Origin of the sequence: Nocardia sp. NPDC058666 (assembly GCF_042714895.1) — a bacterium.
Taxonomy (GTDB): domain Bacteria; phylum Actinomycetota; class Actinomycetes; order Mycobacteriales; family Mycobacteriaceae; genus Nocardia.
In genome coordinates, this window is sequence record NZ_JBHXRY010000005.1 from 243,118 (window position 1) to 263,698 (window position 20,581).

The following is a 20,581-nucleotide window of genomic DNA, read 5'->3' on the forward strand; positions in this document are numbered from 1 at the left end:
GCCATGCATTTCCGATATCGAAGGATTCTATATTGACTGAACTCGAGGACCGCTGGATACTGCCGCTTCGCGGCCAGGCGGTCATGTCGACCACGTGGCGAGACAATGCTATTGAACTGACTACCAACGAAGGTAGTGTTATTACCGTGGGTATCACTGCACTACTTTCACCTGGGCACGCAACCAAGAACGATCCTGACCGTAGGCCATTGATCACGTGGGATCGCTCTGTGGTGGAAGAGATGGTCTGCGCTCGTATCATTTCCTCGGTCGGATTCAAGTCCGGGACGCTCCGGGTAAAATTTGAGAATGGCTGGACGTTGCTCGCTCGGAGGGATGATGCAGTTGCCACTGCCAAGTTCGGCGATGGCAGGTCCTGGCGTCAAACGCCTTCCGGGGGGGTGCTGGATTAATCAATCGACAGCGCGCTCGGTGCTTGTCGCCAACTGTTCGCCACCATCGTCTCGCTCGCACGCGCATCAGCAACGCGCACGCGCGCAACAGGTCCGACTCGGCGGGGCCGGTGTGACGGATTCCCTTGGGGGAAGAGCGTCCGGATCGGCCAGGCGATCGGCGATGATCCGGACGGTCGCGGTGAACTTGATCTTGCCGGGATCGATACCCGGCACAATGGCGCGATTCGTCTGCTCGGTTACGGTCCGATGCGACACAGACGACGTACCCACACCGGAAAGGCTCTCGACATCGTGAGATGGAAGTGGCGTTCGGCCCCCGCCATCGATCGCGTCGCACTGATGCTCGATTCGCTCGACGGGTTGTCGGTCGGCGACGCGCTGGGCGCGCAGTTCTTCATTATGGGACGATCGCTGTCCGGCCTTCGTGCGGGTAATCCCCCACTGGGACAGTGGGATTGGACCGATGACACCGAGATGGCCTGCAGCGTGGTCGCCGAACTGCAACGGCGCCAACAGATCGACCAGGATCGACTGGCCGCGGGCTTCGCGCGCCGGTTCTCACCAGAACGCGACTACGGACACGCGACGGTCACCACGCTTCGGCGAATCCGCGACGGCAAACCGTGGAGGGAAACCGCGAGTGCGGCCTTCGAGGGCCAGGGTTCCTGCGGCAACGGTGCCGCCATGCGGGTCGCCCCGCTGGGCGCGTACTACGCCGACGATCCACAACGAGCCGTCGCCGAAGCGATCCGATCGGCACAAGTCACCCACATGAACCCCGACGGAGTGACCGGCGCCGTCGCGGTCGCGGTCGCCGCAGCACAGGCCGCTCATGCACGCAGCGCCCAAACCCCGACAGCCCCAACAGAATTCCTCAGCTGCGTCCTAGACCGTCTCGAACCTGGTGAAACAACGCAAGGAATCCATCGCGCCCGCACCCTGCTCGGCACAACCATCGCCGAGGCCGCACACGAGTTGGGCAACGGATCCAGGGTGAAGGCGCAAGACACCGTACCGTTCGCATTGTGGGCTGCCGCAACACATCTCGACAACTACCCGGCAGCCATCGCCGCGTGCATCGAAGCGGACGGCGACATCGACACCACCTGCGCGATCACCGGCGGCATCGTCGCGGCCTACACCGGCACCGCTACCGAAAACGGCGTACCCCAGAACTGGCTCGCGGCCCGCGAACCGCTACCGTCCTGGCTCACCATGATCGACCGCTCACGCCGCTGACCTCGAGTCCGACAGGATCGGGCTCGTCGAGCCGGTCGAGATCGCGACGCAGTCGCGGAAATGCCCACTCAGCGAACACCTTTACCGCAGTTCCCGCGCGATCGCCTCGGCCGCGCGGGACGCCTGTTTGGCCGCGAAGCCGATCTGCGACGGCCTGGGCACGAACCCGATGAAACGCAGACCCTCAGCCGCCGGCTTCTCACCGGTGACATGCGGTCGGCCTCGGTCGTCCAGCACGCCGAGATGACCGACGAGCTTGTCGAGTTCGCGGCGAAACCCCGTCGCGCAGACCATCGCGTCCGGGACGATCCGCGCACCATCCGCCAGTCGCACACCGTCCGCATCGAACGACTCGACCCCCGGAACCACCTCGATGGACCTGTCTCGGATCGCGGCAATGACGTCGAGGTCGACGATCGCCGGCGCCACGCCGAGCCGAGCGCTGCGGGCGAATATGCCCTCGTCGGGGATCGGTAGACCGAACTCACGCAGGTCGCCGATGGTCCGCTTACGGCCGAACCGGGCGATGGCGTCCGCGATCCGGACCGGGGCGTGGTAGAGCGGCGTGGCGATGAAGTCCCCCGCGAGGCCACCGGGGCCCTGGCGGAGCATGATGTTGGGCGGCGTGCGCGCCGAAAGCCAGACCTTCGCCGCGCCTCCGGTGGCGAGATCGTAGGCGATTTCCATTCCTGAGCAGCCCGCTCCCACCACGAGCACACGTTTCCCGTTGTACCGCACCGGGTTCCGGTACTGCGAGGAATGAATCAGCGCACCCTTCCAGTCAAGGCGTCCGGGCCAGTCGGGGATGAAGGGCTCGTGATCGAAGCCGGTCGCAATCACCACCTCGGTGGCGTCGATCGCACCGGTCGAGGTGGTCAGGCGCCAGTGCCCGTCCGTGCGGTCGAGCCGTTCTACGAGGCAGCCCAAGCGTAGCTCGATCCCGGCCGCGTGTGCGTGCCGCTCGAGATGCTCGATCACCTGGTCGCGTGTGGGAAAGGTCGGAGTGCCTTCGGGGTAGGCGCGGTTGGGCAGGTGCGAGAACTGCTTGCCGGTGTTCAGTCGCAGCCGTTCATACCGACTGTGCCAGGAAGAACCGACGCGATCCGCTCCGTCGATCACCAACGGCTCGAGGCCACGGTCTGCCAGCGCCACCGCGGCCGAGACGCCGGAGGTGCCGGCGCCGACGATGGCGACTTGATACCGGCTCATCGTGTCCTCCTAGAATGTCGGCTTGAACCGGGCAGCTCGCGCGGTCAACGTCATGACACCAGCATCGTCGCGGTTGCCCCTGCGTCCTATCCCAGAATTCTGGGGTAGGCGGCCCGTAACCTGCTGCGATACGCTTCGGACATGTCGCAGAGCAAGCTGCCACGCGTCCGCGATCACATCGCGCGGGCCGCCGCCGAGCAGCTGGACTGGGTGAGCTACAGCGCGCGAGTCAGCGACGCCCTGCGCACGGTGATCCCGCATGAGCGCTGCTGCTGGCACACCGTCGATCCGGGCACCATCCTGTTCACCGGCAGCGTCAACTACAACATCGGGTGCTCTGGATCCTGGTTGGCGCGCTACGAGTACGAGGTCGAGGACGTCAACAAGTGGTCGATTCTTGCCCACAGTGGCCGGTTGGCGGGGGCGCTGAGCCTGGACACCGACGGCGATATGTCCCGCAGTGCGCGGCACCGTTCGCAGGAGGCGTACGGGGTCGGTGACGAGCTGCGCGTCTCGCTGGTCTCGGACGGGATCTATTGGGGCGCAGCGGCATTCCTGCGCAATGCGGACGAGCCGTGCTACACCGCCGAGCACGTCGCCGCGATCGCCGCACTGGCGCCCGCGCTGGCGACCGGTCTGCGGCAGTCGATGCTGCACGAGGTCCAGGCCGCTGTGACGAGCCTGGACTACGGCCCTGGTCTGGTGATCTTCGATGCCGCGGGCAACCCGGAATCGGTGTCACCCGCCGCACAACGGTGGATCGACGAAATTGTCGAGGTCCCGGCGCCGTCGACGCCGTACGAGTCCAAGGTTGTGCAGGCCATCGCGGCCAGGGCGCGCGCGATCGCACCGGGCACCGATCCGCTCGAGCTTGCCGCGCGCTCGCGGGTCCGCACCCGATCCGGGGCTTGGCTATTGCTGTACGGGACAAGACTTTCCGGCGCCGAGCACGGACGCACGGCCGTCATCATCCAGCCCGCGACACCACACGAGGTCGCGCCCGTCATCGCGATGGCCTACGGCCTGTCACCACGCGAATGCCATCTCACTACGCTGTGCATTCAAGGGCGCTCGACCAAGGAGATGGCGCACGCGATGTCGTTGTCGGCCTTCACAATTCAAGACCACATGAAGTCGATCTTCGACAAGACCGGGGTGCGCAGCCGCGGGGAACTGGTGGGGCAGATATTTCTCGAGCACTACGCGCCACGTTGGGAACCTGCGGCCTCCCCACCCTCGGGATGGTTCGCAACGGGCATCAGCTGAGTTCACGATGGTCGACATCGGCTGGCCCGGAGTCCGTCGAGCCGCAATCGCCTCGGGAAATCGCGCCCGAGTTCGGGTCGGTGTCGGCGCACTGAGTCGGTCGGCTGCCGCCTCGGCAAGAGTGCGAGGCGGCAGCCGATGTGTTCAGTTCAGGACCCGGCCGAGGAAGTCGCGGATCAGCGCGGCGATCTCGGGACCGTGTGTCTCCAAGGCGAAATGGCCGGCGTCGAGCAGGTGCAGTTCGGCGTCGGGTAGGTCACCCAGGAAGGCGCGGGCGCCGTCGGCACCGAAGATCTCGTCGTGTTCGCCCCAGGTGATCAGCGTCGGGGGGCGGTGTTCGGCGAAGTACTTCTGAAAACCGGGGTAGCCGTCGAGGTTGTTCTTGTAGTCGAAGAACAGCTGCAGCTGGATCTCCTTGTTGCCGGGACGATCCAGGTAGGCCTGGTCCAGCGTCCACGTGTCGGGGCTGACCAGCGCCAGCCGGTCTGCCGGAACACCGTGCGTGTATTGCCATTTCGTGGCGTCGAGCTCGAGTAGCTTGCGGACCGCGGGTTCGTGGGTGACGCGATCGCCTGCGTGCGCGAACAGCACCTCCCAGAACGGGGTGAAGCCTTCCATGTAGGCGTTGCCGCTCTGGGTGATGATCGCGGTGATCCGTTCGGGGTGGCGCGAGGCGATGCGCAGGCCGATGGGGGCGCCGTAGTCCTGGATGTAGATCGCGAACCGGTCGATGCCGAGGGTGTCGAGCAGTTCGAGGGTGATGTCGGTGAGCGAGTCGAAGGTGTAATCGAATTCGTCGACGCCCGGCGCGGCGGACTGGCCGAAGCCCAGGTGGTCGGGCGCGATCACGTGGTAGTCGTCGGCGAGGGCGGGGATCAGGTTGCGGAACATGGCCGAGCTGGTCGGAAAGCCGTGCAGCAGAAGAACAGTGGGCTTGCTCGGGTCTCCCGCTTCTCGGTAGAAGATGGTCTGTCCCTGGATCTGGACGGTGTGGTGGCGGGTCTGGCTCATGATGGATCTCTCTTTCTAGACAGTCACCGGCTCGCGGTGGCGAACCGGGGTGATCAACAGGGCGGCGGCGATGGTGAACATCGCGCCGAGGGCGAAATAGCCGCGGTAGCTGTCGGTGAGGGCATGCACGACGGTGGCCACGCCGAGGCCGGCGGCGGCCGCGAGCTGGTGGGTCACCCAGGCGGGGGCCAGCGTGCGGCCCATTCGGGCGGGGTCGAGGCCTCGCGACAGGATCGCCATGGTGAGCGGGATGACCGGAAACGAAGCGATGCCGAACAGCACTGCCACCACGACCAAGACCTGCGGTCCTGGCACGAACATCGCGGCCAGCAGCGCCACCAGGCGCACCGAATACAGTGCTCGCAGTAGGGTTTCCGGTGAATGCTGCCGCAGCAGGCGCACCATCGCCGCCGAGGTCACCCCCGCCGCCAACGCCGCGAGCGCGACGAGCCTGCCGGCGCCGGTGACCGTCCAGCCCTGCTCCACCGCGTGTTTGGGCAGCATCAAGACCACCGCGTACAGGGTCGCCGCGTGTAACCCCAAGCCCACCAGCACTTTCCACTGATCGGCCAGCGACTGAGCCGCACCCGCGCTGGTAGCAACGCGCTGGTCGGCAGGCAGCACCACCGCGAGCACGGCGGTCACGGCCAGACCGATCGCACCCAATATCGCGAAGGTGCCGCGCACCCCGACCGGACCGAACAGCGTGGTGGCCAACCAGGGTGCGATCAGCTGTTCGACATTGATGCCGATGGCCGCTCGCGCCATGGCGGGCCCGGCGTTGCTGCCGTGGGCACGACCCAGCAGCGTGGTCACGGTCAGCGTCGCCGAGGACGCGAACCCCAGTCCGCCCAACACCATGTAGGCGGCCACGAACTGCCAGGTCCGCGTGACATCGGCCAGCACGAGATAGCTGCTCGAGATCAACGTGAGCCCGCCGATCAGCACGAGCTTGGGCCCGAACCGATCGAGCAGGCTGCCGATGCCGTGCTGGACCAGGCCGGTGATCGCGGTGCCCGCGGCAGCGGCAACAGCCAGCGCGGTGGCGGAGATGCCGTATTCGGCGACGGTCGGAGCGAAGAACACGCCCATCGTGAAATTCAGGCCGAACGACACGGTCATCGCGGCCAGGCCTGCCCACGCGAGATGCTCACGCGGCATACCGGTTACGACGCCGTTCACGACTGCCCCTGTGCCCGTTCGATTTTCACGCTCAGCACCGCGAGAAGATCCTCGAGCAGCTCGATGGTGGCCTCGTCGACGAGGTTGCCCGCGTCGTCGAAACGTTCGTGCGAACGGAAGGCGATGACCTCCGGCTTCGCCACGACATCGCTGTTGGTCCAGACGAAAACCTGCCGCAACGCGAGTTGCGCACGCACCGAACCGAATTGGGTCGGCGCCGCACCCAGGATCGCGATCGGCTTACGCAGCAGCGGCAGCCCTTCGGTCTTGGTCCAGTCGGTGCTCACCCAGTCCAGGGCGTTCTTGAGCACGCCGGGGATCGAGTAGTTGTACTCGGGCGTGGCGATCAACAGCCCGTCTGCGGCGGTGATGCGGCGGCGCAGGTCGGCCACGACGGCCGGGCGCCGGTCGGGGGTGTCCAAATCCCTGTCGTAGGGCGGAATTTCGCGCAGGCCGTCATAGATCTCGATATCGAGCCCGCCGCTGTACTTCTGGGCGGCGCGCAGCAGGGCGGTGTTGTGCGAGTCGGCACGCAAGCTGCCGGACAGGGCAAGGACGGTGTGGTTGCTCATCGAACTTCTTCCGGGGAAGGTGCCGGGTCCGCTCGGGACCCGGCACCGGATGATCAGTGGGAGTGGTGCCGCACGACCGGCCAGTCGATCTCGGTGTCGGCGACCTTGTTGACGTAGTTGGTGAACACATTCAGTGCGACACCGGCCACGACCTCGACGATCTCGCCATCGGTGAGACCCGCGGCGCGCGCCTGGGCCAGGTCTGAGTCGGCGACGCCGCCACGCGACTCGAGCACCGCGACGGTGAAGGCGAGCACAGCCTTGGCGTGATCGTCGGCCGAGCCGGCGTGCCGACTGCTCGCGATCTCCTCATGGTCGAGCTCGGCGACGTTCTCGCCGATGTAGCTGTGCGCGGACAGGCAGTAGTCGCAGCCGTTCTCCTCGGCGACCAGCAGCGCGATGCGCTCACGGGTGCCCGCCGACAGCGCGCCGCCCGCCAGCGCGGATGTGAGGGCGAGGTAGCCGGCGAGCACGGCGGGGCTGTTGACCATCACCTTGGTCATGTTGGGTGTGACGCCGAAACCCTTTTGCACGTCGGCGAGCAGTTGCGCGGCGCGGCCGGTGGCGGTTTCGGGCTGGACAAGGGGCAGACGAGACATCGGAGACCTCACTGATTCGGTGTGTACTAACCGTTGATAGAGCTTTCAACAGTTAGAGACGGCGTATTGATTCCCCACTCCGGTGAAAAGTTCGGGATTCGGGGGAAGCGCTGTAGGGGCGCACTGATAACGCTACGGCGCGGCACTGTCGCCACCACCGGACTCCAGCCGCCGAGCTGCGGACTATCCGCGCCACCACGTCCAATCGAAACGTTGTGGCCGAGTGGGGGTTTCCGACCTAATATCTGCTGGTGATCGACGGCACCATCCCGGTTCGCACCGCCCGCCTGATTCGGGCGACAGCACGCAGCGTCGGCGTCGCCGAGGGCGAACTTCGGCACCTGCCGGGCCCCGACCCCGCGGGCATCCCCGACGATCTGGCCCGTGTGCCGACCGAATCGACCTGGCGCATCTGGGAACTCATCGACGCGATCGGCGGACCCGGCGCCGGCCTGCACGCGGGCGCGGCAGCCGAGCACGGCCATCTGCCCGAATGGGACTATCTGTTCACCAGCGCGTCATCGCTGGCCGACAGCGTCCGCGCGGCCTTCGAACTACGGGCGCTGGTCACCGATCCCGGCGTCGAGTGGACCGTGCAGTCCGACGGTGGACTGTTGGTCATCCGGGTCGGTGCGATCGAGCCCGGTCCGGTGATCGCGCCGGTGGAGGAATTCGTGCTGTCGACCGTGCTGCGGCGGATGCGTGAGGCGACCGACACGCCGATCACTCCCGTCCACGTTGCGCTGCGTCAACCCGCACCACCGACCCGTCGGCACTTGATCGACGTCTTCGGCACCCGCCGTATCGATTTCGACGCACCGCACGCCCAGCTGACCTTCCTCGACATCGGCGCGCTGCCCACCGGCACCGACCCGCATCTGGGCGCACTGGTACGCAGGCACGCCGAGCTCACCATCGCGAACAGCCACCCGGTCCCTACGTTCCCGCAGGCGTTGCGCACGGCTGTTCTGGACGACCTCGCCGCAGGTGACCTCGACTTGGCAACTGTGGCAACCCGTTTCGCCGCCAGCTCACGCACATTCCAGCGCAGGCTCGCCGAGGCGGGCACCACGTGGCGCGACGAGGTCGACGCTGCTCGCCGAGAACGCGCGCAGCACCTACTGCGCACCTCCGACCTGCCGGTGCGGGCGATCGCCGCGCGACTGGGCTACACCGACGCCCGGACGCTACGCCGCGCGTTCCGGCGCTGGACCGGGCAGAACCCGGAGACCTACCGCCGCGACGCCCGGTCCTGAACAGCGGAAGCTCCGCCGCGCGTGGGCAATCCGGCTGGCTTGGTATTCGCCGCGCTGGGCGAGTCGATCGTCGCCCTGGGCGTCGGTCTGGCCGATGAGCCGATCACCGTCGCACTGGTGGCGATGGTCGCGCTGGGCCTTCGCTTGGCGTATGTGATGTGGTGGGCCTACTTCGGTTTCGATGACGAACGTGGTGAACACGCGCTGGCCGCGAGACCCACAACAGACCGGGTCAGGCCCGCGCTGGTCGCCCTCACCTACGCGGTCGTGATCTTCGACGACATGCGCATTCTTCGAGGGGGTCAGCACAGCGCGTATGCGTAGAGCTCGCCGACCTGGCTACCGTCGCGTGTCCAGAATGAGGTATCTCAGGTGCTTCGTGGCGAAGATGAGTTCGTCCTCGTAGTGCGGGTCATCCACGGCGGCCCTGCGGTAGATGCGAATTGACTTCTTGCCCAGCCTGATCGCCTTGCGTCGCCGACCGGCACGCGCCCAGGTCGCGCTCATACTGAGCATCGCCCCGGCGAGCGCGATGACCTCTGTCCGATCAGCGGCAACGGCCTGCCAATGCAGGCGATAGGACCGTTTACCGATCGCGAGCGCACCGGGTATGTCGCCGGTGTCGCGCAACGTGCCGCTGTGCCACAACGTCAACTCGGCGAGCAGGGTGAGCGTCGACTGGGTCCGCGGCGCTGCGTCCAGTAACTCGATCGCTTCGCGAGTCGCCTCGATGGAATCCGCCCACCGGCCCCGGTCGGAATCACAACGGCTGCGCTGAGTCAATGCCTCCGCAAACGCCGGGACGTGCTTCGGGTCCTCGGCGACGAGGGTGCGATACAACGCCACCGATTCCTCGCCGAACTGCGCGGCCGACGGGTCCTTGCAGGAGCTCAGGCCCATGCTCAACGAGGTCAACGCACGTGCCAGCTGTGGCCGATAGGCGGGTGTGGCAGCGGCGATGCGGCGGCACAGTTCGACGCATTCCGCCGCGGGTTCGCGTGCCAGCGACCAGGATTCGGTCCGGTAGTGGTCCCAGACCAACTGGTCCAGCATCGCGGCAAGGTCGGGTTCGTGGTCGGGGTTCTCCTCTGCCAGCACGCGGTACGCGCCGATTACCCGTTGCGTGATCGCGGTCGCTTGCACACACAGTCCGCAGGCGCGGAAGTCGTCGGCGAGCTGTCGGGCTTCGCGCAGGTCCCAGGGCATGAGCCGTTCACACAGTTCGACGACCTCGTCGGCCGCCGACCCGGCATCGAACGTGAGACCGTCGCGCATCGCGTACGCGGCGAAGGCGCCCAGCGCCACGGCGAGTTCGAACGGCCGAGCCTTGTCGACCTCGATCAAGATCCGTCTTCCGACGACCACGTCCATCGCGAAACGGTGCGCCTTCGACCACTTCTTCCGCCGCGCGCAGCGTTGCGCCTCGCTGTTGGACTGCGCGATGAACTGCTCGAGTTGCTCGGGCACGACCGCAGCCATGGCGCGCAGTTGGCGAGCCTCATCCGTGTTCGGCAGCCGTCGGTCCACCATGCACCTCCCCCGGTGTGGTCGCTGCCTGCCATGGTAGTCCGAGTGGACGTAATGCACTGGCCGACAATGCCGTTCGCACTCTGCTCAGGGATGCGACCACAGCTTTCCGCTGAAGACGCCCACTACTGGCTTCGGGTCGTTACCTATCCGGCTCCGCAATGCGACACCCTAATTCATTGGCGGACTTACCCTTTGAAGATGAGTCCGCCACCAGCGGGACCGGCATTCGGTGTCGGTGAGCCGATCTTTCGAGTGGGTTGCACGCCAAGCACGGTGTTGATGCCCCTTGGCAACGCAGTCGGGATCGCCGCCGCGGTCGGCTGGCTCGATGCCGCGCGGCTCGTCATGCCCGAGGGTTGGCAATGGTGGGGTGCCACGGCGGTTTTCGGGTTCGAGGGGCTGGTGTACGCCCTGCTCGGGCTCGCACTGCTGATCGTGGTCGGGGTGTCGCCGATCCGGCTGTACATCGGCGGGCTCAGTGAGATCGCGTCGAACGTACTGAAGTTCTGGCTGCTCACCATGTTCAGCGAGTGGGCGGGTTTCGGAGTGAGCGCACACGGCTGGTGGACGTTCGTCTGGGCCGGGGTGATCATCGCGGCCGTTCGCTTCGCGTTCGGCGCGCGCACCAGTTTCGACGAATAGGCACGGCCCGAGCCCACCCACTGCCCACCCGCTACGGAAGGCCGTGACCGCTCAAGGCTGCGACATGGCGTGGGTGAGCAGGGCGACCAGTACCTGTTTGGTCGACTCGAGATCGCGCACATCGCACAGCAGGATCGGCACCGTCGCAGTCAAATCCAGTGCGGTGCGCACGGCGTCGACGGTGTAGAGCTGCACGCCGTCGAAGCAGTTCACGCCGACGATGAACGGGATGCCGCGACGTTCGAAGAAGTCGATGGCGGCGAAGCAACCGTCGAGGCGGCGGGTGTCAGCGAGCACGACCGCGCCCAGCGCACCTTCGGTCATCTCGTTCCACATGAACCAGAACCGTTGCTGCCCCGGCATTCCGAACAGATACAGCACCAGATCGTCGGCGATGGTGATGCGGCCGAAGTCCAGGGCCACGGTGGTCGTGGACTTCTCGCCGACGCCGGACAGGTCGTCCACGCCCACGCCGGCCGCGGTCATGGTCTCCTCGGTGCGCAACGGCGTGACCTCGCTGATCGTGCCCACCAAGGTCGTCTTGCCGACACCGAAGCCACCGGAGATCAGGATTTTCAAGGTGGTGGCGTCCAGGGACACCTCGGGTGGGTCCGCCTTGGTGTCAGAGAGCCCGGATACCATCGATCACCCTTTGCATTGTGTGGACGTCGGGTCGGCCGGCCCGCGATGTGCCGGTGCGGTAGAGCATCAGCTGTTGGTGGATCAGATCGCCGAGCAGCACCTTGACCACCCGCAACGGCAGGTGAACTCCCGCGGCGGCCTCGGCGACCGACAGCGGGTGTTCACAGAATCTCAGCAGTTGCGCCGAGGCGGAGTCGACCCGTTGCCAACTCGACGCGTCCGACGCGGTGACCACCAGCGTCACCAGATCCAGTTCGATGCCCGAGTTGCTGCGGGTGCGTCCACCGGTGAAGGTGTACGGCCGCGCGACCGGGCCTGCCTCGTCGTCGAACCACCACCGCTCGTGGTCGTTGTCCAGCGTCATCGCTACCCTTGCCGACGTCGTCCGCCACCGACCGGTGCGGTCCGCGCCTCCACGGTCAAATGCGGACCCGCTTGCAGCACAACATGATTCATCTCGTAGGCGACCAGTCCCAGGTCGGCGTCCTCGTCGGCGATCAACACCAGACTCGCCCGCGGGCCCGCCTCGGTGACCAGCAGATACGCCCGACCCAGTTCGACCACGGTCTGCCGTGCCGGTCCCAGATCGAAATGGTTACCCACACCGCCGGCCAGGCTGCGGTAGGCCGAACCGATCGCCGACAGGTGCTCGGCATCGGCGCGCGTCAAGTCGGCACTGCCCGCGATCAGCAGGCCGTCGGTGGCCAACAGCACCGCGCTGCGCACGCCCGCGACACGGTTGACCAGGTCGTCTATCAGCCAGTCCAGGCCAGCGTTCGTTGCGTTGCGCACTGCTACTCCACTCCGTTGATCGAGAATTCGCCCGTGTTCGCCTCGAACCTCGCCTGTGCTGTGCCCCGCTGAAAGGCGGACAGGGCCGCGCTGGAACGCTCCACGTTCGGCGCAATGCCCACACCGGGCGTGGGACGCTGCCGCAATTGCGGGGCGATATCGTTTTGACGAACGCGGGTCGGCAGCGGCGGGGGTTCGGCGGCGACCGTGCGTGGCGGCGCGCGGTAACTGTCCGGTTCGGCGCGGTAGCTGACGGGATCGGGTGCGGTAGGCGGCGTGGACGCACCGGGCATGAACGCTTCGTACCCGTTCGGGGCGTACTCGGGAACAGCCGCCGGCGCGGGTTGCTCGGGTTGCGCGGGTTCGGCGAGCAACGCCGAGGGCAACAGCACGATCGCGTGGATACCACCGTAGGCGGACTCCCGAAGTGTCACCCGCGCACCATGTTTGGCTGCCAGCGTGGCCACCACATACAGGCCGACCCTGGTCTCCCCGACCAGCGACAGCACACCGAGATCGCCCGGCTCGCTGAGCAATGCGTTGAGCTCGGCGCACCGCTTCGCGGGCATCCCCAAGCCTTGGTCCTCGACTTCGACGACAACGCCGCGGCCCGTGATCGCGCAGCGCACAGAGACTTTGGACTGCGGCGGCGAGAACGCGGTGCCGTTGTCCACCAGCTCGGCCAGCAGGTGACCGATGTCGGCGACACACGAACCGTGCAGGGCGACATCGGGAACGGGGCCGGTGTCGACCCTGGTGTAGTCCTTGGTCTCCGACACCGCGCCGCGCAACACATCCGCCAGCGGCACCGGTCGACGCCACTGCCTGCCCACCGGTTCGCCACCCAGAATGATCAGATTCTCGGCGTTGCGGCGGGCACGGGTGGTCAGGTGATCGAGCTGGAACAGCCGGTCGACCAGTTCGGGATTGTCCTCGGACCGTTCGATCTGGTCGAGGAACTGCAGTTGGCGGTGCACCAGCGCCTGACTGCGGTGCGCGATATTCGAGAACACCGTGCGCGCGGCGCGTCTGGTGTGTACCTCGGCCACCGCCGCCGCGGTCGCACTGCTTTGCGCCTTGTCGAACGCGCGCGCCACCTCGCCGAGCTCGTCATCGCCGAAATCGATACGGGGAACCGGGTTTTCGAGTTCGGCCGGTCCGCCGGCGTCGACTTGTGCCAGTACCTGCGGCAATTCGCGTTCGGTGATCTCGAGGGTCTGGGTGCGCAGCGCGGTGATGCGGCGAACGAGCCGGTTCGCGCCGAGGTAGGCGGCAAGCGCGGCACCCAGCGCGGCCAGCGCGACCACGACAGCGGCCACGAGCGACCACCGCAGCGCGTCGCGTCCCTCCGCGCGGGCGACAGCGGAACTGTGGTCGGCTTGGCCGACGTAGATCGCGGACAGCACCGCGCTGACCTTCTCCGCGGCCTCGGCGCGCGCGGCGAAGTCGAACCGCTCGTCGGCGATGAGCGCGTCGTCGCCCGCGATCAGGGTCGTCCACTGCGGCGACCCGCGTAGTTGCGTGAACGCCGCGCGCGAGGCCTCGGTCCAGTTCGCCATCAACTCGTGCTGATCGACGCGATACAGACCCACCATCGCACCGAATTGGGTGCGCAGTTCCTGGTCGTCATGGGTGAATACGTAACCGGCCAGCGCGTTGGCCCGGTTGACCGCCTCGAGCAGGACGAACGTGTCGGAGGTGACGACCTGTTCGAACGCGGCCGCCGCGCTGTTGGACGCGTACGACAGCCGCTTCGAGCTCACCGCGATGGTGTCGAAGATGTTGTTGTACAGCGCGACGTAGCGCCCCACATCAGCGTGACCCGCGTCGACCTGCGCGCGGGCGTCCTGCCACTGCGGGATGAACCCCATCGCGAGGTCGACCTGCGGCCCGACCTGGGGAACCGCGGCCACAAGCTGGTCTGCGTAGGCCATGAAATCGACGGTGGTCTTGTCGACCGCGGCCCGCGCGGCGATCATCGCGGGCCGCAGATCCTGTCGGCCTGCGAGATAGCCCAGCGTGGTCGCCCGTTCCACCGACAGCGCCTTGATGTGCGCGCTGGTCGCGCCCATGCCCGTGTCACGCTGATCGGCGTAGGACAGCGACGCCAGACCGCTTCGCACCAGGTAACCGCTGACCAGCGCACCGAGCACGAGCGCGACCAGACACGGAAGGAAAGCGATCCGGAGCAAACGCCCTGTGATCGAGTTCGATCGGGCGCGCGAAAACCGTCTCGTCATGCGCAGCACCGCGCCTTTCCACTCCGCGCGGCCCCCAACGTCGGCCGCCTACCGCACAACCCGCCAGTGACCCGGCCAGGCTGAACGTGACTTCGCCAGACGGTAGCCGACCACGTCGCAGCGCAGAATCGGTAAAATTACGTATCTGATGTGCGAACAACTAATTACCCCAGATACTGGTACCCGTGATGCGTGACAAGGTCGCCGATGTCGGCGACGTAACTTCCTTCGTGGGTCGAAGTTCCGAGACCACGCAGATCACGCGATTGCTCGACCGTGCCCGACTGGTCACGCTGACCGGGCCCGGCGGGGTCGGGAAGACGCGCCTTGCCCTGCGAATCGCGGCAACGCTGGACCAGCGATTCCCCGACGGGGTGATACCTATCGAACTGGCCGAACTGCGCGACGCGGAGCTGCTGGACGAAGTGCTGATCGAGTCGCTCGGTCTGCACCGCCGGTCCCCCGAATCCGCGATGAACCTGCTGGTCGAGCACCTGCGGGAGCGGAAGATCTTGTTGGTGTTCGACAATTGCGAACACCTCGCGCGCGGCTGCGCCGAACTGTTGTCCACCCTGCTCAGCCGGTGCGCAACCCTCACGGTGCTGGCCACCAGCCGGCAGGCACTGTCGGTGCGGGGCGAACATGTCTACCCCGTGCCGCCGTTGGGACCATCCGACGCGCACCGGCTGTTCACCGATCGGGCCACCGCCGTGGTGCCGGGTTTCGCCGAGTCCGGCGATGACGTCGCGCAGGTATGCGAACGCCTGGACGGTCTGCCGCTGGCCATCGAACTGGCGGCCGCACGGATCAAGGCCTTGACCCCGGCGCAGTTGCGAGATCGGCTCACGATGTCGATGCTGACCGACCGCGCCGCCGACACGACACAGCGGCACCGCACCCTGCGCGACACCATCGAGTGGAGCTTTCGGCTGTGCTCACCGAGCGAGCAGAAACTGTGGGCACTGTCCACGGTGTTCCATGGTTCTTTCGACCTGGAGGCAGCCGAATACGTTTGGGGCGGCGCGGTACTGGACCTGATCGAGGGATTGCTCGACAAATCGGTGCTGGTGCGCGGCGATTCGCACGGCATCGTGCGGTACCGGATGTTGGAAACGCTGCGCGAGTACGGGCGCGAAATGCTCGTCGGGTCCGGCGAGGAGGCGACAGTGCTGCGCCGCCACCGTGATTGGTTCGACCAACTCACATTGTCGGCCGACACCCAAGCCCTCGGTCAGAATCAACGACAGTGGTACGGACGGCTACGCGACGAGCACGCCAATATTCGTGAGGCCATCGCGTGGTCGCTGACCGTGCCCGGCGAAGCGGGCGTCGCCGTGCGGATGGCGTCGCGTTTCGAGGAGTACTGGGTCCTGCGTGGCGCTCTCGGCGAGGCGCGGGATCGGTTGCGCCGCACCGGCGCCGCCGCGCGTGCCGAACACGTCGACGGGCCCACGATCGCGTTCGCGCTGCGCACCGAGGCGATGTTCGCGATCTGGCAGGCCGATCTGGACGCGGCGCGACAACTGTTGATCCAGGCGCGCGCCCTCGCGGGCGACGACGAGATTCTGGGCGCCCAGATCGGGCACGCGCAAGGATTCCTGGAACTGCTGTCGCTCGACGTCGATGGTGCGGCCACGCTGATCTCCGACGCGGTGGCCACGTTCGACCGACATGCCCGCACGCCCGAACCGCACCTGCTGTTCCTCGACGGGGTCACCAAGTCGTTCAGCAGCGACCTCGACACCGCGCGCGCCGCGGTGCAGCGGAACCTGGATGTGTGCACGCACGCTCGCGCCGAGTTCAGCCTCATCGGGGCACTGTTCGGACAGGCGTTGGTGGAGGTACAGTTCGGCGACGTGGAGGTGGCGTCGCGCGCGGCGACCACGGGTTTGCGGCTGGCCGACGGTTTCGGGTTCGAGCGGGTGGCGATGGCCGCCTACCTGATCGAGGCGCTGGCCTGGATCACCCACCGGCAGGGCGATCTCCCGCGCGCCGCGACGATCTTCGGCATCGCGGCAGGCGGCTGGCAGGACCTGGGCGCGTCACCCGATATCGCGGTCACGTTCATCCACCAGTCCCATCGCGACGCGACCCGAAAGACATTGGGCAGCAAACGCTTCGACGAACTGTGGCAGCGCGGCAAGAAGATGTCGATCGACCACGCCTGGAAGTACATGCTCGAACCTCGCGACGAACCAGGACCACTGACCCGACGCGAGAACGAGATCGCGGCATTGGTCGCACAGGGCAAGAGCAATCGCGACATCGCCACAGAGTTGGTGGTCTCGGTGCGCACCATCGACACCCACATCCAGCACATCCTGGACAAGCTGGCCGCGAAAAGTCGTGTGCAGATTGCCAATTGGATGAATGAGACTCAGATGTGAGGTCGGCAGGGTCTCCATCGTCGGACGCCGCGCGACCCGGCTCATAGGGACTGGTGCGCGCCGCTGACATCATCGAAGCCTGCCAGCGCGACTGCCAGGTCGAGATTGTCGACATCTCGGAGTGCGCCGATGCCGGGCGGACGCAGGCCTTGCTCGCGGCAGGCGCTCAGGATCCTGATGTGCACGGCCCAGGTCACCAAGGGTGATTCGGTGAGCACGGGCAAGACCGGTTCGATGCGATGGGCCAGCTGGGATACGGCCTCGGCACGGATGCTCTCGCGAAAGTCCGTGCGCGCCAACTCGATCAGCCGGTCATCGAGTTCGCCCGGTGGTGTGTGAGCGGCGCAGGTGGCCAGCGCCTCGTAACCGCGAGTACCGGCAACTTCGCCCGAGTCGACGAGATCCCAACTGAGCGTGGCGATCTCGTGTGATCGCGGCACGAACCGTAGGTAGTACACGGCGGATTTACGAACGCTCACGTCCGGATCGTGGGCGAGCGCGAGCAGCAGGTCCACCTCGTGCCAGGTTGACAGCGCCCGGCAGCTCGATGCTCGCACCTGCGGGTCCGGATGGCCGGACAGGAAAGTGGCGAGGCCGACGCGGTCGGCAGTAGGCACACCGATCCAGTGGTAGCTGTGCAGTGCGTCCAGTTTCGGTGCCCACGCGCCGTCGGGGTCGGAATAGGTGGAGAAGATCTGTGCCGCTACCGGCACGATCAGTTCGCGCGTGTCAGGTACCGACGCATCACCCGAAGTCGCAGCATCGAATTCGGGCGGTCCCAGCAGGTCTGCCACGGGTGCGAGCCAGCCCAGAATCGACCGCTGCTCGCACTGGAAGCTGCCGAGCAGGTCATCCTGGGAATCCCTGGCGGCGTCGGCTCTTTCATCGTCACCCTGGGCGAGCTCGTGGAGCAGGCGCAGCGTGGCCCTGCTGTGGTAGCAGCGCAGCGTCTCTATCGCGGCGCAGGCGACACCGGTGTCGCGGTCGTCGGCGGTGCGATGCAGTGCCTGTTCCGCTGCCACCGGTTCCTCCCAGTACAGAACTTCGGCCGCGGTACGACGCACCCCCGGATCAGGGTGGTCGAGGCCTTGAATCTTGTACTGCTGCCAACGCGGTTCCTCGAAGCCGAATTCGATTCCCGTCAACGCGTGCCGGTGCAGCGGGTGGTGCGGATCGCGCGCCACCGGTTCGAGCAGATCGGCTTCGGTGCGCTCGGCCTGCCGCAACAAACACCCGCGGACCAGGTCGTCACCGGCGTTCCACCAGGCGCGCCACCGCGCACCTTCCGGGCACATCGCCGAGTTCTCCAACACCCGCAACGCGACCTGCCGCACCTCGGCGGGCCGGTCCCGATCGAGCCCGATCGCGGCCAACGGCGCAGCCGCCCGCACATCGCCCAACCGCCCGAGCACATCGCCGAGTTCATCCCGGTCCGCCGCCGAAACAGCAGGATCGGACAACACCCGAATCAGCTCGAAGGTCGCCGACCGATCCTGCTGCTGCGCAATGCGCCCGTACTCCCCCACCACGCTCACCCGCCCATCATGCCTGCCACCCATCCGGAGCCGTGGTGTCGAGGGCGGAATCCCGCTCGACCCGGGTGCGGTGCGTGTACACCAACACACCCGCGGCGATGAATGCGGCGGCGACGGCGACGAATACGACCTGGGGGTGACCGAGGGTGTTGTCGCCGGCTACCAGGTTGACTGCGATATTGATCAGCCAGTGGCCGATCGACGCGGTCAGTACGCGCTGGCGGAAACTGCCGTTGCTCAGGTAGCCGAGGACGATGGCGAAGGCCATGGCTGAGATGAGGAAGCAGGCCGCGGCTGCTGGTCCCGCTGCCAGTGCTTGGACGTGCCACAGTGCCCAGGTCGCGCCGGTCACCGAGATCGCGGTGAACCTGGCCATTCGGGATTCCAGGATCGGTTGCATCAGGCCGCGCCAGCCGATCTCCTCGCCTCCCGCACCGAGGAGTTGGAGCAGCACGAACACAGCGAAGGGGGTGCCGCCGACTGTTGCCGGACCTGCGATGGCGGTGCCAGAAATCAGGGCGGCCATGGTGATCAGCAGCCACAGCGTTGCGCATAGAACGACCATCGTCAGGATGTTCGTGCGAACTCGCCGGGCGGAAATCGCTGCGGGCCGCAGTCCGGCGATCGTCTTCCTGAACATCAGCCAGGTTGTCAGAGCGCCGAGGGCCGGTGCGAACTGGACCAGCGACAGCGCTGCGGGGTCGATTCCTGAATGTGGTTGCACCGCAAGGAGAACGGCCGACGCGGCCAGCGTGGACAGGACGTAGACCCCCACGGCTGACCAGACCCTGACCGTCGTCGTGATGGCGACGCCGGGTCGCAAAGTACCAAAGTCGTTGGAACGCATGGGGATTACCGTGGCAGGCGATCTCCGCCCGCGAATCACCCTGACGTCGTATTCACCTGTCGTACTCAGGGACTAGCCGCGATCAACCGACCCGACCCGCAGTCAGCGATTCTTGCGGCTGGCTGTTTGGTCGATGCGGGGATCTTCGGTAACCGCGTACCGCGTGATGTATTCGCTGAGAAACGCCTGCACAGTCGCGGTGGCCGGGATGGCGAGCAGGGCGCCCACCGCACCGAGCAGCGCACCACCTGCCAGCACCGCGATCAGTGCGACCGCCGCGTTGACGTCGACGGTGCGAGACGTGATGCGCGGCTGCAGGATGTAGTCCTGGAAGAACTGGTAGAACACCGCGAACAGCGCGATCCACAGCACGTCGATGGGGTCGATGGTGAGCGCGACCAGGATCGGTAGCACTGCGGCGAGGTAGGTGCCGATCGTGGGGACGAAGGAGGCGATGACGCCGAACCACACGCCCAGCGCGATGGCGTTGGGCAGGCCCAGCAGCGCCAGGAACACCCCGTGCACGACGGCGGAGATGATGGCCAGCAGCACCCGCGAGTACAGGTAGCCGCCGGTTTTGACGATGGCGAGGTCCCAGGCGTGCAGGACGGTGACCTGGCGTTGCGGTGGCAGCACCGAGCAGACCGCGCGTCGCAGCTTCGGGCCGCCTGCGGTGAAATAGACGCTGAACAGCGCGATCACCAGCACCTGCGCGACCCCGCCCAGTACCGTCGTCGACACACCCCACGCGTTGTTGGCCGCGTCCTGCGCGTAGTTGCCGACCGTCTCGGATTCGTGCAGCAGGCGTTGGCTCAGGTCATGCAGGGTGAAGTGCTGGCTGAAGCGACGGTTGACCCACTCCACTCCCGAATCCAACAGCCGCGGCGCTTCTTTGACCAGGTTCGTGACGGTGTGCACCAGCAGCGTGACCAGCGCGGCAAGGAACCCGAGCACGCACGCGAAGGTCACCACGAACACCACGCCGGTGGCCAGCCCCCGATTCATGCCGCGCCGCGCCAGCACCCCGACGGCCGGTTCCATAGCCAGGGAGATGAAGAACGCGACGAGCAGAATGATCAAGATCCCGGTAAGTCGGTGAAAAGCCCAGTCCCCCAACAGGAACAGCCCGAACAGCGCCAACGCGAGCACCATCGCGCGCGGCAACCATTCGGGCATCCGCGCACGAGTGGGCGGCGAGGGCGTCTGGGTTTCCACG

20 protein-coding genes are annotated in these 20,581 nt (G+C 66.6%); 7 read left to right on the plus strand and 13 right to left on the minus strand.

Features of this window, described 5'->3' with window-relative positions; genetic code table 11:
- Positions 1-32: 32 nt before the first annotated feature.
- Together ACFWVD_RS14980 and ACFWVD_RS14985 are read left to right on the plus strand one after the other, a co-directional pair.
- The gene (locus tag ACFWVD_RS14980; RefSeq protein ID WP_379242938.1) at positions 33-413 is read left to right on the plus strand and encodes a DUF6188 family protein; all 381 of its coding nucleotides are present in this window, start codon (positions 33-35) and stop codon (positions 411-413) included.
- Between the two features lie 294 nt (positions 414-707).
- On the plus strand, positions 708-1,655 hold the full coding sequence (locus ACFWVD_RS14985; protein ID WP_379242940.1) for an ADP-ribosylglycohydrolase family protein: 948 nt from the start codon (positions 708-710) through the stop codon (positions 1,653-1,655).
- 81 nt (positions 1,656-1,736) lie between these two features.
- Here the strand turns inward: ACFWVD_RS14985 and ACFWVD_RS14990 are convergent, their stop codons facing one another.
- Complete coding sequence (locus ACFWVD_RS14990; protein ID WP_379242942.1) at positions 1,737-2,864, minus strand: flavin-containing monooxygenase; 1,128 nt, start codon at positions 2,862-2,864, stop codon at positions 1,737-1,739.
- Between the two features lie 141 nt (positions 2,865-3,005).
- Between ACFWVD_RS14990 and ACFWVD_RS14995 the strand changes: the two genes are divergently transcribed.
- Entirely contained in the window at positions 3,006-4,130 is a 1,125-nt protein-coding gene (locus ACFWVD_RS14995; RefSeq protein ID WP_379242944.1) for a helix-turn-helix transcriptional regulator, read from the plus strand.
- A 144-nt stretch (positions 4,131-4,274) separates the two neighbouring features.
- Here the strand turns inward: ACFWVD_RS14995 and ACFWVD_RS15000 are convergent, their stop codons facing one another.
- From ACFWVD_RS15000 to ACFWVD_RS15015, 4 genes are read right to left on the minus strand one after another with little or no spacing between them, the layout of a single operon-like run.
- Positions 4,275-5,141, minus strand: coding sequence for an alpha/beta fold hydrolase (locus ACFWVD_RS15000; protein ID WP_379242946.1), 867 nt, complete (start codon positions 5,139-5,141; stop codon positions 4,275-4,277).
- A 15-nt stretch (positions 5,142-5,156) separates the two neighbouring features.
- Positions 5,157-6,323, minus strand: a complete 1,167-nt coding sequence (locus tag ACFWVD_RS15005) for an MFS transporter (protein ID WP_379242948.1) — start codon at positions 6,321-6,323, stop codon at positions 5,157-5,159.
- Positions 6,320-6,895 carry an NADPH-dependent FMN reductase gene (locus tag ACFWVD_RS15010; protein ID WP_379242950.1) on the minus strand — a complete coding sequence of 192 codons (576 nt, stop codon included), beginning with the start codon at positions 6,893-6,895 and terminating at the stop codon, positions 6,320-6,322. The genes ACFWVD_RS15005 and ACFWVD_RS15010 overlap by 4 nt, the downstream gene beginning before the upstream one ends.
- 53 nt (positions 6,896-6,948) lie before the next feature.
- On the minus strand, positions 6,949-7,494 hold the full coding sequence (locus ACFWVD_RS15015; RefSeq protein WP_379242952.1) for a carboxymuconolactone decarboxylase family protein: 546 nt from the start codon (positions 7,492-7,494) through the stop codon (positions 6,949-6,951).
- A gap of 251 nt (positions 7,495-7,745) precedes the next feature.
- Here ACFWVD_RS15015 and ACFWVD_RS15020 point away from each other — a divergent pair, with 251 nt between their 5' ends.
- On the plus strand, positions 7,746-8,750 hold the full coding sequence (locus tag ACFWVD_RS15020; RefSeq protein WP_379242954.1) for a helix-turn-helix domain-containing protein: 1,005 nt from the start codon (positions 7,746-7,748) through the stop codon (positions 8,748-8,750).
- Positions 8,751-8,771: 21 nt separating this feature from the next.
- Complete coding sequence (locus ACFWVD_RS15025; RefSeq protein ID WP_379242956.1) at positions 8,772-9,074, plus strand: low temperature requirement protein A; 303 nt, start codon at positions 8,772-8,774, stop codon at positions 9,072-9,074.
- A 15-nt stretch (positions 9,075-9,089) separates the two neighbouring features.
- On the opposite strand, the gene ACFWVD_RS15030 is transcribed toward ACFWVD_RS15025, so the two are convergent.
- On the minus strand, positions 9,090-10,280 hold the full coding sequence (locus tag ACFWVD_RS15030) for a hypothetical protein (protein WP_379242958.1): 1,191 nt from the start codon (positions 10,278-10,280) through the stop codon (positions 9,090-9,092).
- Between the two features lie 198 nt (positions 10,281-10,478).
- Between ACFWVD_RS15030 and ACFWVD_RS15035 the strand changes: the two genes are divergently transcribed.
- The gene (locus tag ACFWVD_RS15035) at positions 10,479-10,922 is read left to right on the plus strand and encodes a hypothetical protein (RefSeq protein WP_379242960.1); all 444 of its coding nucleotides are present in this window, start codon (positions 10,479-10,481) and stop codon (positions 10,920-10,922) included.
- Positions 10,923-10,973: 51 nt separating this feature from the next.
- Here ACFWVD_RS15035 and ACFWVD_RS15040 read toward each other — a convergent pair whose 3' ends face one another.
- Genes ACFWVD_RS15040 through ACFWVD_RS15055 form a run of 4 tightly spaced genes read right to left on the minus strand, consistent with a single transcriptional unit; the run spans position 10,974 to position 14,548 of the window.
- Positions 10,974-11,564 (minus strand): ATP/GTP-binding protein, encoded by a 591-nt coding sequence (locus tag ACFWVD_RS15040; protein ID WP_379242962.1) that lies wholly within the window; start codon positions 11,562-11,564, stop codon positions 10,974-10,976.
- Complete coding sequence (locus tag ACFWVD_RS15045; RefSeq protein WP_379242964.1) at positions 11,545-11,928, minus strand: DUF742 domain-containing protein; 384 nt, start codon at positions 11,926-11,928, stop codon at positions 11,545-11,547. Before ACFWVD_RS15045 ends, ACFWVD_RS15040 begins: the two co-directional genes overlap by 20 nt.
- Positions 11,929-11,930: 2 nt before the next feature.
- Positions 11,931-12,356 (minus strand): roadblock/LC7 domain-containing protein, encoded by a 426-nt coding sequence (locus ACFWVD_RS15050; RefSeq protein WP_379242966.1) that lies wholly within the window; start codon positions 12,354-12,356, stop codon positions 11,931-11,933.
- Positions 12,357-12,358: 2 nt separating this feature from the next.
- Positions 12,359-14,548 (minus strand): ATP-binding protein, encoded by a 2,190-nt coding sequence (locus tag ACFWVD_RS15055; protein WP_379242968.1) that lies wholly within the window; start codon positions 14,546-14,548, stop codon positions 12,359-12,361.
- A gap of 236 nt (positions 14,549-14,784) precedes the next feature.
- Between ACFWVD_RS15055 and ACFWVD_RS15060 the strand changes: the two genes are divergently transcribed.
- Positions 14,785-16,983: a LuxR C-terminal-related transcriptional regulator gene (locus ACFWVD_RS15060; RefSeq protein ID WP_379243319.1), complete on the plus strand. Its 2,199-nt coding sequence runs from the start codon at positions 14,785-14,787 to the stop codon at positions 16,981-16,983.
- Positions 16,984-17,024: 41 nt separating this feature from the next.
- Here the strand turns inward: ACFWVD_RS15060 and ACFWVD_RS15065 are convergent, their stop codons facing one another.
- The 3 genes from ACFWVD_RS15065 to ACFWVD_RS15075 form a co-directional block, all read right to left on the minus strand.
- Complete coding sequence (locus tag ACFWVD_RS15065; RefSeq protein WP_379242970.1) at positions 17,025-18,518, minus strand: HEAT repeat domain-containing protein; 1,494 nt, start codon at positions 18,516-18,518, stop codon at positions 17,025-17,027.
- A gap of 7 nt (positions 18,519-18,525) precedes the next feature.
- A complete protein-coding gene (locus tag ACFWVD_RS15070) occupies positions 18,526-19,365 on the minus strand; it encodes a CPBP family intramembrane glutamic endopeptidase (RefSeq protein ID WP_379242972.1) in 840 nt (279 codons plus the stop codon).
- Between the two features lie 102 nt (positions 19,366-19,467).
- Positions 19,468-20,580, minus strand: coding sequence for an AI-2E family transporter (locus tag ACFWVD_RS15075; protein WP_379242974.1), 1,113 nt, complete (start codon positions 20,578-20,580; stop codon positions 19,468-19,470).
- Between the last annotated feature and the right edge of the window lies 1 nt (position 20,581).

Coding starts and splice junctions, on each gene's coding strand:
- ACFWVD_RS14990 (WP_379242942.1), bottom strand. CDS start 2,864: ATGAGCCGGTATCAAGTCGCCATCGTCGGCGCCGGCACCTCCGGCGTC.
- ACFWVD_RS14995 (WP_379242944.1), top strand. CDS start 3,006: ATGTCGCAGAGCAAGCTGCCACGCGTCCGCGATCACATCGCGCGGGCC.
- ACFWVD_RS15000 (WP_379242946.1), bottom strand. CDS start 5,141: ATGAGCCAGACCCGCCACCACACCGTCCAGATCCAGGGACAGACCATC.
- ACFWVD_RS15010 (WP_379242950.1), bottom strand. CDS start 6,895: ATGAGCAACCACACCGTCCTTGCCCTGTCCGGCAGCTTGCGTGCCGAC.
- ACFWVD_RS15015 (WP_379242952.1), bottom strand. CDS start 7,494: ATGTCTCGTCTGCCCCTTGTCCAGCCCGAAACCGCCACCGGCCGCGCC.
- ACFWVD_RS15030 (WP_379242958.1), bottom strand. CDS start 10,280: ATGGTGGACCGACGGCTGCCGAACACGGATGAGGCTCGCCAACTGCGC.
- ACFWVD_RS15035 (WP_379242960.1), top strand. CDS start 10,479: ATGAGTCCGCCACCAGCGGGACCGGCATTCGGTGTCGGTGAGCCGATC.
- ACFWVD_RS15040 (WP_379242962.1), bottom strand. CDS start 11,564: ATGGTATCCGGGCTCTCTGACACCAAGGCGGACCCACCCGAGGTGTCC.
- ACFWVD_RS15045 (WP_379242964.1), bottom strand. CDS start 11,928: ATGACGCTGGACAACGACCACGAGCGGTGGTGGTTCGACGACGAGGCA.
- ACFWVD_RS15060 (WP_379243319.1), top strand. CDS start 14,785: ATGCGTGACAAGGTCGCCGATGTCGGCGACGTAACTTCCTTCGTGGGT.
- ACFWVD_RS15070 (WP_379242972.1), bottom strand. CDS start 19,365: ATGCGTTCCAACGACTTTGGTACTTTGCGACCCGGCGTCGCCATCACG.